14 protein-coding genes are annotated in these 13231 nt (G+C 64.0%); 9 read left to right on the forward strand and 5 right to left on the reverse strand.

Translation table 11 applies throughout. The features are described 5' to 3' along the window. The first annotated feature begins 45 nt into the window (after window positions 1-45). The 5 genes from tatB (at window position 46) to HRU92_RS03125 (ending at window position 5190) form a co-directional block, all read left to right on the forward strand. Window positions 46-747, forward strand: coding sequence for a Sec-independent protein translocase protein TatB (gene tatB, locus HRU92_RS03105; protein WP_172122960.1), 702 nt, complete (start codon window positions 46-48; stop codon window positions 745-747). After that, the gene (tatC, locus tag HRU92_RS03110; protein ID WP_172122961.1) at window positions 747-1565 is read left to right on the forward strand and encodes a twin-arginine translocase subunit TatC; all 819 of its coding nucleotides are present in this window, start codon (window positions 747-749) and stop codon (window positions 1563-1565) included. Before tatB ends, tatC begins: the two co-directional genes overlap by 1 nt. Before the next feature lie 107 nt (window positions 1566-1672). Beyond that, window positions 1673-3001 carry a serine--tRNA ligase gene (gene serS / locus HRU92_RS03115; protein WP_173087560.1) on the forward strand — a complete coding sequence of 443 codons (1329 nt, stop codon included), beginning with the start codon at window positions 1673-1675 and terminating at the stop codon, window positions 2999-3001. Then, window positions 3001-3777 (forward strand): 5'/3'-nucleotidase SurE, encoded by a 777-nt coding sequence (gene surE, locus HRU92_RS03120; protein WP_172122963.1) that lies wholly within the window; start codon window positions 3001-3003, stop codon window positions 3775-3777. The genes serS and surE overlap by 1 nt, the downstream gene beginning before the upstream one ends. 627 nt (window positions 3778-4404) lie before the next feature. After that, window positions 4405-5190 (forward strand): M23 family metallopeptidase, encoded by a 786-nt coding sequence (locus HRU92_RS03125; RefSeq protein WP_173087562.1) that lies wholly within the window; start codon window positions 4405-4407, stop codon window positions 5188-5190. A gap of 44 nt (window positions 5191-5234) precedes the next feature. On the opposite strand, the gene HRU92_RS03130 is transcribed toward HRU92_RS03125, so the two are convergent. Next, window positions 5235-6110: an ATP-binding protein gene (locus HRU92_RS03130; protein ID WP_172122965.1), complete on the reverse strand. Its 876-nt coding sequence runs from the start codon at window positions 6108-6110 to the stop codon at window positions 5235-5237. Window positions 6111-6316: 206 nt separating this feature from the next. On the opposite strand from HRU92_RS03130, the gene yajC reads away from it, so the two are divergent. From yajC to HRU92_RS03150, 4 genes are read left to right on the forward strand one after another with little or no spacing between them, the layout of a single operon-like run. Then, window positions 6317-6673 carry a preprotein translocase subunit YajC gene (gene yajC, locus HRU92_RS03135; RefSeq protein WP_127752615.1) on the forward strand — a complete coding sequence of 119 codons (357 nt, stop codon included), beginning with the start codon at window positions 6317-6319 and terminating at the stop codon, window positions 6671-6673. A 51-nt stretch (window positions 6674-6724) separates the two neighbouring features. Beyond that, complete coding sequence (gene secD / locus HRU92_RS03140) at window positions 6725-9274, forward strand: protein translocase subunit SecD (protein WP_172122966.1); 2550 nt, start codon at window positions 6725-6727, stop codon at window positions 9272-9274. 4 nt (window positions 9275-9278) lie between these two features. Then, window positions 9279-9674 (forward strand): MTH938/NDUFAF3 family protein, encoded by a 396-nt coding sequence (locus tag HRU92_RS03145; protein WP_172122967.1) that lies wholly within the window; start codon window positions 9279-9281, stop codon window positions 9672-9674. After that, window positions 9674-10537: a phytoene/squalene synthase family protein gene (locus HRU92_RS03150; protein ID WP_172122968.1), complete on the forward strand. Its 864-nt coding sequence runs from the start codon at window positions 9674-9676 to the stop codon at window positions 10535-10537. Before HRU92_RS03145 ends, HRU92_RS03150 begins: the two co-directional genes overlap by 1 nt. Window positions 10538-10579: 42 nt before the next feature. Here HRU92_RS03150 and HRU92_RS03155 read toward each other — a convergent pair whose 3' ends face one another. The 4 genes from HRU92_RS03155 to HRU92_RS03170 all read right to left on the reverse strand — a co-directional run bounded on the left by HRU92_RS03155 (window position 10580) and on the right by HRU92_RS03170 (window position 13231). Further along, window positions 10580-11092, reverse strand: a complete 513-nt coding sequence (locus HRU92_RS03155; RefSeq protein ID WP_210259484.1) for a YiiD C-terminal domain-containing protein — start codon at window positions 11090-11092, stop codon at window positions 10580-10582. Next, window positions 11089-12474 (reverse strand): methylenetetrahydrofolate--tRNA-(uracil(54)-C(5))-methyltransferase (FADH(2)-oxidizing) TrmFO, encoded by a 1386-nt coding sequence (trmFO, locus tag HRU92_RS03160; protein WP_172122970.1) that lies wholly within the window; start codon window positions 12472-12474, stop codon window positions 11089-11091. Before trmFO ends, HRU92_RS03155 begins: the two co-directional genes overlap by 4 nt. A 257-nt stretch (window positions 12475-12731) precedes the next feature. Next, window positions 12732-12881 (reverse strand): DUF1127 domain-containing protein, encoded by a 150-nt coding sequence (locus HRU92_RS03165; RefSeq protein ID WP_127752621.1) that lies wholly within the window; start codon window positions 12879-12881, stop codon window positions 12732-12734. Window positions 12882-13078: 197 nt separating this feature from the next. Continuing rightward, window positions 13079-13231, reverse strand: a complete 153-nt coding sequence (locus tag HRU92_RS03170) for a hypothetical protein (RefSeq protein ID WP_164854773.1) — start codon at window positions 13229-13231, stop codon at window positions 13079-13081.

A 13231-nucleotide genomic window follows, 5' to 3' on the forward strand; every position in this document is an offset into this window, starting at 1 on the left:
TATCGGGTCCGTTTAGACGACGCGTTCGTAGGCAAGGATACTTATATGCTCGGCTTGGGCTGGACAGAGATGCTGGTCATCGGGGTCGTGGCGTTGATCGTCATTGGCCCCAAGGACCTGCCCGTAGTGATGCAGCGCGTCGGCAAGATCGTCGGCCAGATCCGTCGCATGGGCAACGAGTTCCAGCGCGAGATCAACAAGACGACGGGGCTCGACGAGGTGCGGAATTTGCGCAACTCCATCACCGCGCCGCTTAAAAAGACCAGCGAAGAAATCCGGCGTGAGTTCAACGCCATGACCCCGACCGGGCCAAAGCCCAGCGGGATCATCAAGCCTGCCGATCCGGCGGCCGAAAGCGTGGTCGACGAGATACGCGCTGCCGCTGGCATCCAAACGCCCGCCGCCGAGGCGACTGCTTCGGCGCCCGCTCCGCTCCCTCCCGCTCAGATTGTTGAGGCGCCCGTGCAAGCCACCCCAGCCCCTACCGCGCCGGTCACCACCACCGAACTCGCGCCCCTCAATGCTCCGGCCACGCCCAAGACGCGCAAGCCGCGCACCAAGAAGTCGGCATCTGAGGGCGAAGTGCCCGATGCTCTGCCCACCGAGCCTGCCGATTCGCCGGCGGCCCCTACGCCCCGCCAGCCGCGCAAGCGCTCCAAGAAACCGAGCGAAACCGAACAAGTGCCCGCGCTTCCCGGCGAGCCTGCCGATAGCCCGGCAGCTCCAACGCCGCTTGAGAACAGCTGATGGCCGACGAGAAGCTCAAGATCGAAGGCACGACACCCGAGCCTGAAGACGAGCTGGCGGGCAGCGAAGCCCCGCTGCTCGAGCATCTGGTCGAGCTGCGCAAGCGCCTGATCTATTCGGCGATCGCCGTGGTCGCCCTGATGATGCTGTGCTTCGTGTTTGCCGGCAACATCTTCGACGTTCTGCTTGGGCCCTATCGCTCGATCTATTCCGATCCCGGCGATCTGGAGCTGATCTATACCGCGCCCCAGGAATTCTTCTTCACCCAGCTGAACCTCGCGCTGTTCGGTGCCATTTTCCTGGGCTTCCCGTTTATCGCCAGCCAGATCTACATGTTCGTGGCGCCCGGCCTCTACAAGCATGAGCGCCGCGCCTTTATCCCTTATCTCATTGCCACGCCCATCTTCTTCATTCTGGGCGCCTGCATGGTGTATTTCGTTGTGCTGCCCATGGCGCTGCACTTCTTTGCCGGCATGCAGACCGATGAGATCCGCATGCTCACCAGCGTGTCGGAATATCTTGGGCTAGCCATGACGCTGATCCTGGCTTTCGGCGTTTGCTTCCAGTTGCCCGTGGTGTTGACGCTCCTGGCTCAGATCGATCTGGTCCATGTCGACATGCTCAAGAAGGGCCGCCGCTACGCCATTGTCGGCATCCTGATCTTTGCTGCCTTCATCACCCCGCCAGATCCGATTTCCCAGATCGGTCTTGCCGTGCCCATGTACCTGCTCTACGAGCTTTCGATCATGTCAGTGCGCATGATCGAGCGGCGCCGCGCTGCGGCCGAAGCGGCTCGGGCAAGCGGACTGTCGTCCTGATCGCCGGCAACTGACCGACCCGCTTGGGGCCTGCCTGCCGCATCTGCTGGCGGCTGGCCTCCGCGTCCCGAAAACCCTTGAAGAGGTGGGGTGCAACCCCTCTAGCCATGTTCGATATCAAATGGATCCGCGCCAATCCCGAAGCCTTTGATGCCGGCATGTCGCGCCGCAAGGGCGTGCCTGTGCGCGCGGCCGATCTCTTGGCCATTGATGATCGCCGCCGCGACATCATCACCCGCCTCAATGACGCGCAGGAAAAGCGCAACACCCTGTCCAAGCAGATCGGCCAGGCCAAGGCACAAAAGGACGAAGCCAAGGCCGCCGCGCTGATGGCCGAGGTCGCCGGCCTCAAGGAGTTCATCCCTCAGGGCGAAGCCGAAGAGCGCGCCGTTGAGCTTGAGCTTCGCAACGCACTGTCGGTGCTGCCCAACCTCGTCTTCGAGGATGTGCCCGATGGGACCGACGAAACCGGCAATGTCGAATATTTCGGCCGCAACGGCACCGCCGAAACCGCTGCGCAGGTGCGTGCGCCAAAGCCGAGCCTGAGCTTTGCCCCCAAGGAGCATTTTGAGCTCGGCGAAGCCATGGGCGCTATGGACTTTGAAACCGCCGCCAAGCTCTCGGGCAGCCGCTTTGTTGTCCTCAAGGGCCAGCTCGCCCGCCTGGAACGCGCCCTCGGTCAGTTCATGCTCGATCTGCACACCACCGAGCATGGCTACCTCGAAGTGCAGCCGCCCTTGCTGGTCAAGGACGAGGCGCTGTTTGGCACCAACCAGCTGCCCAAATTCGAGGAAGACCTGTTCTTCACCCCGCATGGCGACAGCCGCCTGGCCCTCATCCCCACCGCCGAAGTGCCGCTCACCAATCTCGTGCGCGAAGCGATCCTCAGCGAGGAAGAACTGCCCCTGCGCTTCACCGCGCTCACCCCGTGCTTCCGCTCCGAAGCGGGCTCGGCGGGTCGCGACACCCGTGGCATGCTGCGCCAGCACCAGTTCAACAAGGTCGAACTCGTTTCGATCACCACGCCCGAAACCTCGGTCGACGAGCACGAGCGCATGCTGGGCTGTGCCGAAACCGTGTTGCAGCGCCTCGGCCTGCATTACCGCGTCATGAACCTGTGCACCGGCGATATCGGCTTTGGCGCCAAGCGCACCTATGACCTTGAAGTCTGGTTGCCCGGCCAGAACACCTATCGCGAAATCTCCTCGGTTTCGGTCTGCGGTGATTTCCAGGCCCGCCGCATGGATGCCCGTTATCGTCCCGCCGGCGAAAAGCAGGCGCCGCGCTTCGTTCATACCCTCAATGGGTCGGGCACGGCCGTGGGCCGCTGTCTTATTGCCGTCATGGAAAACTATCAGCAGGAAGATGGCACCATTGCCATTCCCGCTGTGCTCCAGCCCTATATGGGCGGCCTCACCACGATCGGACGCTCATAATGGCCTTGCGCATCCTCATCACCAATGACGACGGTGTGGATGCGCCGGGCATCGAAGTGATGACCGCCATCGCCCGCGAACTGAGCGACGATGTCTGGATCGTCGCGCCCGACGGCAACCAGAGCGGGGCAGGGCACCGCTTCACGCTCGGGCGCGAACTCAGCATCGACGAGCGCGGGCCCCGCCGCTTTGCCGTGGTCGGTGGCTCGCCTGCCGATTGTGTCGTGGCCGGCATGACCCACCTCCTGGGCGATCACCCCGCCGACCTCGTTCTTTCCGGCGTCAATGCCGGCCAGAACCTGGGGGACATCATCAATTGTTCGGGCACCGCCGGCGGGGCGCGCGAAGGCGCGCTGCAGGGGGCAGTCGGCATCGCCATGAGCCAGGCCATCAATTACGAGCAGGGCCACGCCATCGATTGGTCCAATGCCCGCCGCTATGGCGCCGCTGCCGCCCGGGCAATTCTCGCTGCGTCCCCGCCGCGCGATATCTATTACAACGTCAACTTTCCCACCTGCGCCCCCGATGCGGTCAGCGGCCTCGCCGTGGTGCGCCATCAGCGCTTTTCGCGCTCGCCCTTCCGCTATTACGCCAGCGACAATCCCGGCAAGTTCTTCGTCGCCATTCCCGAAACCCCCATGCCCTTGGATCCAGCCGCCGATTTCGAGCAGCTGCGCCAAGGCCATGCGGTCACCGTAACCCCACTGGGCCTGCAGCAAACCGACACCGCCGAATTGTTGCGCATCGCCGGAACGCTGACGCTGGCCCAAGGCTGAGCGGCCTTTCCGCGCCTTAACCTTACCGAACACAAAACCCGTGCGGATTTTATGCAAATCGCGACGGCTTTAAACTCGTCTTTACCTTACCGGCCTAGATTCAAACTCGTGTTGAGTAGCCGCGTACGGATGAGAATAATGAGTACACGCGTATCCCGCCGGGCCTTAAAGAATGCCGTCGCGATCGGAGGCCTTGTGGTCGGTGCGGTTGCGCTTTCTGGCTGTTCGAGCCTGGGTAGTCGCAGCTTTGGTGACTCGACGGTCACCAGTTCTGTGGGCCAGTCCTCGCCGGCTTCGCTCAACCAGCCCATGCCATCGAGCTTGGGCGCGTCCACCCGGGTTGCCGAAGGCTCGTTCGTGCCCCCCGCTAATGTTAGCGGCGGTGGCGGCGGCTGGAATTCGCCTCCCTCAGGCTACCCACAACCGATGACCGCAATGGCGCCGGTTGCGCCGACGGGCTCGATGCCGTCCGTGCAGTCCCAAGACCTTCCAGTACTGAGTTCACAGTCTTCAATGGGAACACAACCCGCCATGCAAGCCCAGACCAGCCTTGCCCCCGTCGCTCCCCTTCCTCCCGCCGTTGCCATGGGCGCTCCGCCGTCCAACCTTGCAGCCCAGCGGCCTCAGATGGCTGCCACTCCGGCCCCAACGGCTCCCGCCGCCAGTGCCAATGGCGCCTACACCCACACCATTGCCAGCGGCGAGTCGCTCTACACCATCGCCCGTCGCTATGACGTGACCACCCAGGCCCTGGTGCAGGCCAATGGACTGTCCTCGCCCGACAAGATCGTTGTGGGCCAGGCCGTGATCATTCCGGGCCGCTCGGATCTGGCCAAGCCAGCCGCTCCGGTGACCCAGCTGGCCAGCGCTGCACCGACTGCCGCGCCTGCCGCCACCACCATCGCCACCACCATCGCCACTCTGCCCACGACGCCGACTCCAACGGCTGCGGCACCCGCCGCTCCGAGCCAGCCCGCGGCGGCACCGGCAGCGCCCACCAAGACGGCCACGGCTCCGGCGCCCGCCGCCGAGCCGGCCATGTCGGGCAATGACAAGTTCCGCTGGCCCGTCACCGGTCGCGTCCTCACCGATTTTGCCTCGTCCAAGGGCACGGGCATCAATATCGAGGCCTCCGAAGGCAGCGCTGTCGCCGCCGCCGAAAATGGCACCGTCATTTATGTCGGCTCGGGCGTCGAGGGTTATGGCAATCTGATCCTGATCCGCCACCCCAATGGCTATGTCTCGGCCTATGCGCACCTCAAGTCGATGAGCGTTGCCAAGGGTGCCGTGGTCAATCGCGGCGACACCATCGGTGCCGCCGGCATGTCGGGCTCGGTGTCCAAGCCCCAGCTCCACTTCGAGCTGCGCAAGGGCGCAACCCCGGTCGATCCGATGCCGCTGCTCGCCAGCTAGGCATCGCCTGACATCTTCGGAGACTGCTTGAAGGGCAGGGCGGTTTATACCGCCTTGCCCATTTCTCCAGCCAGCGTCCGCACCAGCTGGATCGCCACGCGGCCTGACCGCGCCCCGCGCGTCGCCGACCATTCGATCGCCCGCGCCCGCAACGTTTCCTCGTCGATGTCGAGCCCGTAATGCTCGGCATAGGTTTTGACCATGAGGAGGAACGTGGGCTGGTCGCAATTGTGGAACCCCAGCCACAGTCCGAATCGATCCGACAGCGACACCTTCTCTTCCACCGCTTCTCCCGGCGTGATCGCGGTGGCGCGCTCGTTCTCGATCATGTCGCGTGGCATCAGGTGCCGCCGGTTCGAGGTGGCATAGAACAGCACATTGTCCGGCCGCCCCTCAAGCCCGCCATCCAGAATGGTCTTGAGCGACTTGTAGGAGGTTTCCCCGCTGTCAAAGCTGAGGTCATCGCAAAAGACGATGAACCGCCCCTCGGCATTAGCGATCCGCCGCATCAGCACCGGCAACGATTCCAAATCCTCGCGCGCAATCTCGATCAGCACCACCCGCAGGAAGCCCCCATCGGTTCGCTCGACAATGTCGGCGTGAATGGCCTTGACCAGCGAGCTCTTGCCCATGCCCCGCGCGCCCCAGAGCAGCGCATTATTGGCCCCATGCCCGCGCGCAAACTGCTCGGTATTGCGCAACAGGATATCCTGCACCGCATCGATTCCCTTGAGCATGGCCAGCGGCACCCGGCTTACCCGCGGCACCGGCATCAACTGCCCGGCAGCACCGTCCCAGTGGAATGCCGAAGCGCTCGCCAACACCGCCGCCTGGTCGACGCCTGCATCCTTTGGCTGTAAGGCTTGGGCGATCCGGGCGAGGGACTGGGCGATCTCGGCGAGATAGTCTTGGCTGGTCAACGGGGCTTCCTTTGTTGTTGCCGCGGCAATGTGTGACTCCCGGATTGCCTTTGCAATGGAAGGGGGCCGCGGGTATACTCCGCGCGATTTTGATCCGGGCGCAAGTGCTGCAGCCTAGATTTGCGTCCAGTCGCGCCCTACATGCCAATCGGCTAGGCGCCCGTTCTCCAGCAAAGCCAAAAAAGAAAACCTAAAGGAGCTCGCCGATGTTTGTTACGCCCGCTTTTGCCCAGGCGGCAGGCGCCCCCGTCGCCGGTGGTGGAATTCAGGACATCATCATCCAGATGATGCCCATTCTGCTGCTCGTGGTGATTTTCTGGCTGCTGATCTTCCGCCCCCAGCAGAAGCGCCTCAAGGCGCAGCGCGAAATGCTCTCGGCGATCCGTCGTGGCGATACCGTTGTGACCACTGGCGGCATCATCGGCAAGGTCACCAAGGCCGTTGACGGCGAAGACCTCGAAGTCGAGATCGCCCAGGGCGTCAAGGTCAAGCTGGTGCGCGGCATGGTTGCCGATGTTCGCACCAAAGCCGAGCCCGTCAACGACAACAAGCCTGTCGTCTAAGCAGGATCATGCCGGGGCTCTGCCCCGGTTTTTTCGTCTCTAGGACACCTGATGCAGTTCTCGCCCGTTCGTACCGCTATCATCGTCATTGTTGCCCTGATGGGCATTCTCTTTGCCGTGCCGAGCTTCTTGCCGGACAATGTGAGGGAGAACTGGCCCGGCTGGCTGCCGAAGCAGACCGTGGTGCTGGGGCTCGATCTGCAGGGCGGCTCGCACCTGCTGCTCCAGGTCAACGAACAAGGCATCGTGTCCGAACGGCTGCAAAGCCTGCGCCGTGATGTGCGCAACGTCCTGGCCAATCAGAACGGCATCGGCAATCTCATCACCACCGATGCCGCCAACAACAGCCTCGTCATCGAGCTGACCGACCCCAGCCAGCTCGAAGCGGCGCGCAACGCCCTCCAGGGCCTGCAGAACACCGTCAGCAATTCCATGTTCGCGGCCGGCGGCGTCAACGAACTCGCCTTTGGCGAAAGCCCCGACGGCAAGCTCACCGTTTCGCTAACCCGCGAAGGCATCGCCGAGCGCACCTCTTCGCTCGTGTCCCAGTCCATCGAAGTCATTCGCAACCGCATCGACGAGCTTGGCACCACCGAGCCCTCCATCCAGCGCCAGGGCACCAATCGCGTTCTTGTCCAGGTTCCCGGCTTCGGCGATAGCGAGCGCCTCAAGAACCTCATATCCCAGACCGCGCGCCTGACCTTCCACATGGTCTATCCCGGCCTGACTGCTGCCCAGGCGGAAGCCCAGGGCCTGCCCGCCGGCACCATGATCCTGCCCAGCCAGGATGGCGGCGCCGAGCTGATCTTTGAAGACGTGGCCCTTGGCGGCGAGTCGCTCGTTGATGCCCAGCCCAGCTACGACCAGCAGCGCGGCATTCCGGTCGTTTCCTTCCGCTTCGATACCAATGGCGCCCTGACCTTTGGCCAGATCACTTCGGCCAATGTCGGCCAGCGCTTTGCCATCGTGCTCGATGAGCAGGTCATCACCGCGCCCGTGATCCAGCAGCCGATCACCGGCGGCACCGGCCAGATTTCGGGCAGCTTCACCACCCAGAGCGCCAGCGATCTTGCCGTGCTGCTGCGCGCCGGCGCCTTGCCCGCCTCGCTCGATGTGGTCGAAGAGCGCACCGTTGACGCCAGCCTTGGCGCCGACTCCATCCGCTCGGGCCTGACCGCCGGTATTGTCGCCGCCGTCCTCGTCATCACTTTCATGGTGATCGCCTATGGGCTGTTCGGGGTATTCGCCAACATCTCGCTGATCCTCAACATCGTCCTGATCTTTGGTGCCCTGTCCATGCTCGGCGCCACGCTGACGCTGCCCGGCATCGCCGGCATCGTGCTGACCATCGGCATGGCCGTGGACGCCAACGTGCTTATCTACGAGCGCATGCGCGAAGAAATGAAAGCGGGTAAAACCCCGCTGCAGGCCATCAATGCCGGCTTCGAGCGCGCCTGGGGCACCATCGTTGACTCGCACCTGACCCAGCTCGTTGCCGCCGTGGTGCTCTATTTCCTCGGCTCGGGTCCCGTGCAGGGCTTTGCGGTTACCCTCGCGCTCGGCATCGTGACCTCGCTCTTTACCTCCTACACGGTCACGCTGTACTTCGTGCGGCTGTGGTACAACTGGCGTCGCCCCAAGACCCTCAAGATCCAGCACTTCCGCTTCATTCCGGACGGCACCAAGATCCCGTTCATGAAGATCTCGCGCTATGTGATCGCCTTCTCGCTGGTCGCTTCGGTGCTGTCGCTGGGCTCGGCCTATTTCAAGGGCTTCAATCTCGGCATCGACTTCGTGGGCGGCACCGCGATCGAAATCCAGCATGTCGGCGGCCCCGCCGATGTTGGGCAGGTGCGCGAGCTGCTTGAGGGCCTGGGCCTCGGCGAAGTGCAGGTGCAGGGCTTTGGCACGCCCGAGGACGTGCTGGTGCGCGTCCAGGCCCAGGAAGGCGGCCAGGATGCCGATCAGGTCGCCGTTCAGAAGGTCGTCGACGCCCTCGCCACCGAGAACTACGAAGTGCGCCGCACCGAAGCGGTGAGCGGCACCGTCTCGAGCGAATTGGCCTGGAAGGGCACGATCGCCGTGATCATCGCGCTCGTGGCCATCCTGTTCTATCTCTGGTTCCGCTTCGAATGGCAGTTCGCCATGGCCGCGGTCACGACCACCACGCACGACATCATCATGACCATCGGTCTGTTCTCCATTACCGGATTGGAGTTCAATCTGACCTCCATCGCGGCGGTGTTGACCCTGGTGGGTCTGTCGCTCAACGAAACCGTGGTGATCTCGGACCGGGTCCGCGAGAACATGCGCAAGTACAAGAGCATGCCCATGCCTGAACTGATTGATCTGTCGATCAACCAGACCATCGTGCGCACCTCGCTCACCCAGTTCACCGTGTTCCTGGCGCTCATTCCACTGGTGCTGTTTGGCGGCGAAGTGATCCGCTCCTTCACCATCGCCATGACCTTCGGTTCGCTGGTGGGCATGTATTCTTCGATCATCGTTGCCGGCCCAATCCTGATCAATTTCGGCCTCAAGTCCCGGGCTGAGCGCACCGATCTGGCCGAAAAGAAGCCCGTCGACGAGCCGGCTGTCTGAGGCCATGTCGGAGGAAGGGCGCGGCAGCGGCTTTTACCCGCAGCAGGTCGGCATTGATGCCTATGGCAAGGGCGGCTTCCGCTTTGCCGACCTGTCCCATCGCGGCTCGCTCCTCTGCCTGCCCACGGGCATGCACGCCTGGGACGTCACCGAGCCCGGTGACATCACGCTCGAAAGCCTCGCTCCGGTTTTTGCCGCGGCCGACGCCATCGATGTTCTGCTGATCGGGTTGGGCTTTGACATTTTCGGGCTGCCCCGCGGCATCCGCGAAGCCCTGCGCGAGCGTGGCATCATCGTGGAGGCCATCGCCACCGGGGGCGCGGTGCGCACCTATAATGTGCTCCTCGCCGAGCAACGCGCCGTTGGCGCCGCGCTGCTGGCCGTCGACCGGGTCCGGTGATGGCACAGGCCCAGGCGACTGGCAGCAATCAAAGCTTCAGGCATGCCGCCACGAGCCTGCGCGAACTCGATCGCGACCGCTATCTCTCGACCCTGGTGCTGGGCGAGCACCGCGACCCCGTCACCGCGCTTTATGCCTTCAGCGCCGAAGTCGCCGCCATTCGTGAGCGCGTCTCCAATCCCGCGCCCGGCGAAATTCGTCTGCAATGGTGGAACGACGCCCTGGGCGGCGAGGGTCATGGCGAGCTCCGGCAAAACCCCGTTGCCGATGCGCTGCTCCAAACCGTGGAGCGCTACGCCATCCCCGCCGGCACCCTGCAGCGCCTCCTCGGCGCGCGGCGCTTCGATCTCTACGACGATCCGATGCCGGACCTCGAAAGCTTCGAGGGTTATGCCGGCGAAACCGCTTCCACGCTCTATCAGCTCGCGGCGATGATCCTCAACAACGGCCAACTGGTCGAGCCTGGCGATGCCGCCGGCCATCTCGGCGTCGCCCACGCCCTGATCGGCCACCGCCGCGCCTTTGGCGTCCTCGCCCGGCAAGGGCGCATCATGCTGCCCTGGACCATATTTGCCGCCAACGGTGTGCGCGAAAGCGAGATCTTCACCGGCACCGAAAGCGAAGGCCTCGCCGCCGCCCTTGGCCAGATCGCCGAACTCGCCGCCGACCACCTCGCCAAGGCCGAGGCCGCCATCGCCGCGTTGCCCGGCAATCTGCGCCCCGCCTTCGCCCCGCTCACCACGCTGCGCGCCCAGCTCGAGCGCATCAACAGCTCGGGGGAGGGCCTCTTCGCCATTCTCCCTGACTTGCCCGACTGGCAGAAAATCGCCCGCCTCTCCTGGTGGACATTCCGCAACCGCTAAGCGCCCCTGCGGCCGGGCGGACTTCCGAGGCCGCCCCACCCACTAGCTGTCACCCCGGCCTTGAGCCGCGGCCCATCCCGAGATGGCGGTGCCTAAGCACGACGCGCGGCTACTCCCGCTCCCCGCCAAACGCCACAAACTCGCCGCGGAAGCCCCGACCATCTCACCGGCATAATCCAGCTGTGAGCGCACCGCGATCCGCGCCACTCCCTTGCGCGCCAGCATGCGGGTAAACGCCGCCCAGTCGCCATCCAGCGTTGCCGTTGCCGTGAACTCTCCGGCAATGGGGCGCAAATATTCCATGCTGTTACGCTGGATCACCAGCCGGCTCGGCAACCCCTGCGCAGTCACCCTCACATGCACCAGCGACCAGGCCGCAAGCGTCGCCAGCGCCGAAGCGCTGCCGCCAAACACCGTATCGCGGTGATTGATATTGGGCGCGAGTGGCGCGCCCAAAGTCACGGCTTCGGCGCTGCTCGAGACCACCTGCACGCCCATTCCCCGCGACAGCGGGATATGCTCATGCAGATAAGCTTCGAGCGCGCCGCCCGTCATGCCCAGCTCTTGAGATCGTCCAGCGCCCGCGCCGTGATCATGCGCCGCTTGGCGATCACCTTGTCATTGCCGCGCCAGCGCCCCGCGCCCTCGGGCTTGGTCACCGTCACTTCCGGGAACAGCCCGAAATTGACGTTCATCGGCTGGAAGCTGCGCGCCCCGCTATAGCCCTCGGCTTCAAGGTGCCCGCCCGTGATATGGCCGAGCAGCGCGCCCAGTGCCGTGGTGATCGGGGGCGGGGGCAGGGTGTCGCCACGCGCTTCGGCCGCCGCCATGCGGCCGGCCACCAGCCCGATCGCGGCGCTTTCCACATAGCCTTCAACGCCCGTCACCTGGCCGGCAAAGCGCAGCCGCGGATCAGCCTTGAGCTTGAGATCGGCGCCCAGCACCTTGGGGGAATTAAGGAAAGTGTTGCGGTGCAGGCCGCCGAGACGCGCGAACTGCGCGTTCTCGAGCCCCGGGATCATGCGGAAGATCTCGGCCTGGATGCCATAGCGCATCTTGGTCTGGAACCCGACCATGTTCCACAGCGTGCCCAGCGCATTGTCCTGCCGCAGCTGCACGATCGCATAGGGCTTGACCGTGGGGTTGCGCGGATTGGTCAAACCGACCGGCTTCATCGGCCCATGCCGCAGCGTTTCGCGCCCCCGCTCGGCCATCACTTCGATGGGCAGGCAGCCATCGAAATAGGGCACCTTCTCCCAGTCCTTGAACTCATGCAGCGGCGCTTCGATCAGCGCATCGACGAACCGGTTATACTGCTCCTGGTCCATCGGGCAGTTAAGGTAGTCCGCCCCGGTGCCGCCCGGGCCCGCCTTGTCATAGCGCGACTGCGCCCAGACAATGTCCTGGTTGATGCTGTCGTAGTGCACGATGGGCGCAATGGCGTCGAAAAACGCCAGCGCATCCTCACCCGTCAACTCCAGCACCGCTTCCGCCAGCGCCGGGGAGGTGAGGGGGCCGGTCGCCACGATCACATTGCGCCAGTCCGCTGGCGGCAAGCCGGCGACTTCCTCGCGCTCGATGGAAATATTGGGGTGGCTCTCGATCGCCTTGGTCACCTCGGCCGAAAAGCCGTGCCGGTCCACCGCCAGCGCACCGCCGGCCGGCAGCTTGTGCTGGTCGGCCGCCTGCATGATCAGCGAGCCGCAGCGCCGCATCTCTTCATGCAACAGCCCCACGGCATTCTGCTCATGGTCGTCCGAGCGGAAGCTGTTGGAACACACGAGCTCCGCCAGGCTCTCGGTCTGGTGGGCATCGGTGGGGCGCACCGGGCGCATTTCGTGGACGATGACGCGCGCGCCGGCCTGTGCCGCCTGCCAGGCAGCTTCGGAGCCGGCCAGACCGCCGCCAATGATATGGATAGGTTCTGATGAGGACATGAGCGCCCATAACAAGGCCGCTGCGTCAGCGCAACTGCCGCGTCTCGCAGCCGGGCTGCCGTCTGCTCAAATGCGCTTGAGCACTTGTTCAGAAGGCGTTCATCGCGGTGAACGGCAATCCTGCTTTGCCCTATTGCTGGGCGAATCTTTGCAGCTGATTGTCAAGCGAGCAGGCTCGCCTGAACAGCAATACACCCGCATCTCACAGAGAAGCGGGTGTTCGGTCTATGTCAAACCTGAGGCTTGGGCAGTAATGCTTAAAGCGTGCTGGCATGATCGCGGGCAACACGGGTGATATCGGTACGCGAAATACCCAGATCGTTCAGCTGACGATTGTCGAGAGCGGTAAGCTCACGGACGGTCTGCTGGTAAGCGGCCCACTTCTTGAAAGTCTTGCGGATGTCCATTCGATTTCTCCTTGCGTCTACGCCGATATATCTAGGCCATTGCGCACGACACTTGCAGTGGGTGATTGGTCAAACGAGCCATGCACGCCAAGCGCGGCTTTAACCACCGCCGTTCATTTCCGGTTAAAGCTCCGGTCAGAAATAAGGCCGCGGGATGGAGATCCCACGGCCGGTGCTTATTTCTGCGCTTGGCGTGTTCAGCGGTCGAACAGCCCGCGCGTCATTTTGTTGAACTCCGGCCCGCAAAGCCCCAGCGGATCAGGCTCTCGCCGGCAGGGGAGGTTGATTTCCCGGCGGTCCTGCTTGATCTCGACGGGGCGCTTGATGCACCAGACGGCACGCACGAACAT

The organism is Devosia sp. 1635, from assembly GCF_013185955.1.
GTDB lineage: Bacteria > Pseudomonadota > Alphaproteobacteria > Rhizobiales > Devosiaceae > Devosia.

Excerpts from the sequence above, each read along its gene's own strand:
- tatC (WP_172122961.1), top strand. The coding sequence starts at position 747 with ATGGCCGACGAGAAGCTCAAGATCGAAGGCACGACACCCGAGCCTGAA.
- HRU92_RS03150 (WP_172122968.1), top strand. The coding sequence starts at position 9,674 with ATGGCACAGGCCCAGGCGACTGGCAGCAATCAAAGCTTCAGGCATGCC.
- yajC (WP_127752615.1), top strand. The coding sequence starts at position 6,317 with ATGTTTGTTACGCCCGCTTTTGCCCAGGCGGCAGGCGCCCCCGTCGCC.
- trmFO (WP_172122970.1), bottom strand. The coding sequence starts at position 12,474 with ATGTCCTCATCAGAACCTATCCATATCATTGGCGGCGGTCTGGCCGGC.
- serS (WP_173087560.1), top strand. The coding sequence starts at position 1,673 with ATGTTCGATATCAAATGGATCCGCGCCAATCCCGAAGCCTTTGATGCC.
- tatB (WP_172122960.1), top strand. The coding sequence starts at position 46 with ATGCTCGGCTTGGGCTGGACAGAGATGCTGGTCATCGGGGTCGTGGCG.
- HRU92_RS03165 (WP_127752621.1), bottom strand. The coding sequence starts at position 12,881 with ATGGACATCCGCAAGACTTTCAAGAAGTGGGCCGCTTACCAGCAGACC.
- HRU92_RS03170 (WP_164854773.1), bottom strand. The coding sequence starts at position 13,231 with ATGTTCGTGCGTGCCGTCTGGTGCATCAAGCGCCCCGTCGAGATCAAG.
- HRU92_RS03125 (WP_173087562.1), top strand. The coding sequence starts at position 4,405 with ATGGCTGCCACTCCGGCCCCAACGGCTCCCGCCGCCAGTGCCAATGGC.
- HRU92_RS03155 (WP_210259484.1), bottom strand. The coding sequence starts at position 11,092 with ATGACGGGCGGCGCGCTCGAAGCTTATCTGCATGAGCATATCCCGCTG.
- secD (WP_172122966.1), top strand. The coding sequence starts at position 6,725 with ATGCAGTTCTCGCCCGTTCGTACCGCTATCATCGTCATTGTTGCCCTG.
- surE (WP_172122963.1), top strand. The coding sequence starts at position 3,001 with ATGGCCTTGCGCATCCTCATCACCAATGACGACGGTGTGGATGCGCCG.
- HRU92_RS03145 (WP_172122967.1), top strand. The coding sequence starts at position 9,279 with ATGTCGGAGGAAGGGCGCGGCAGCGGCTTTTACCCGCAGCAGGTCGGC.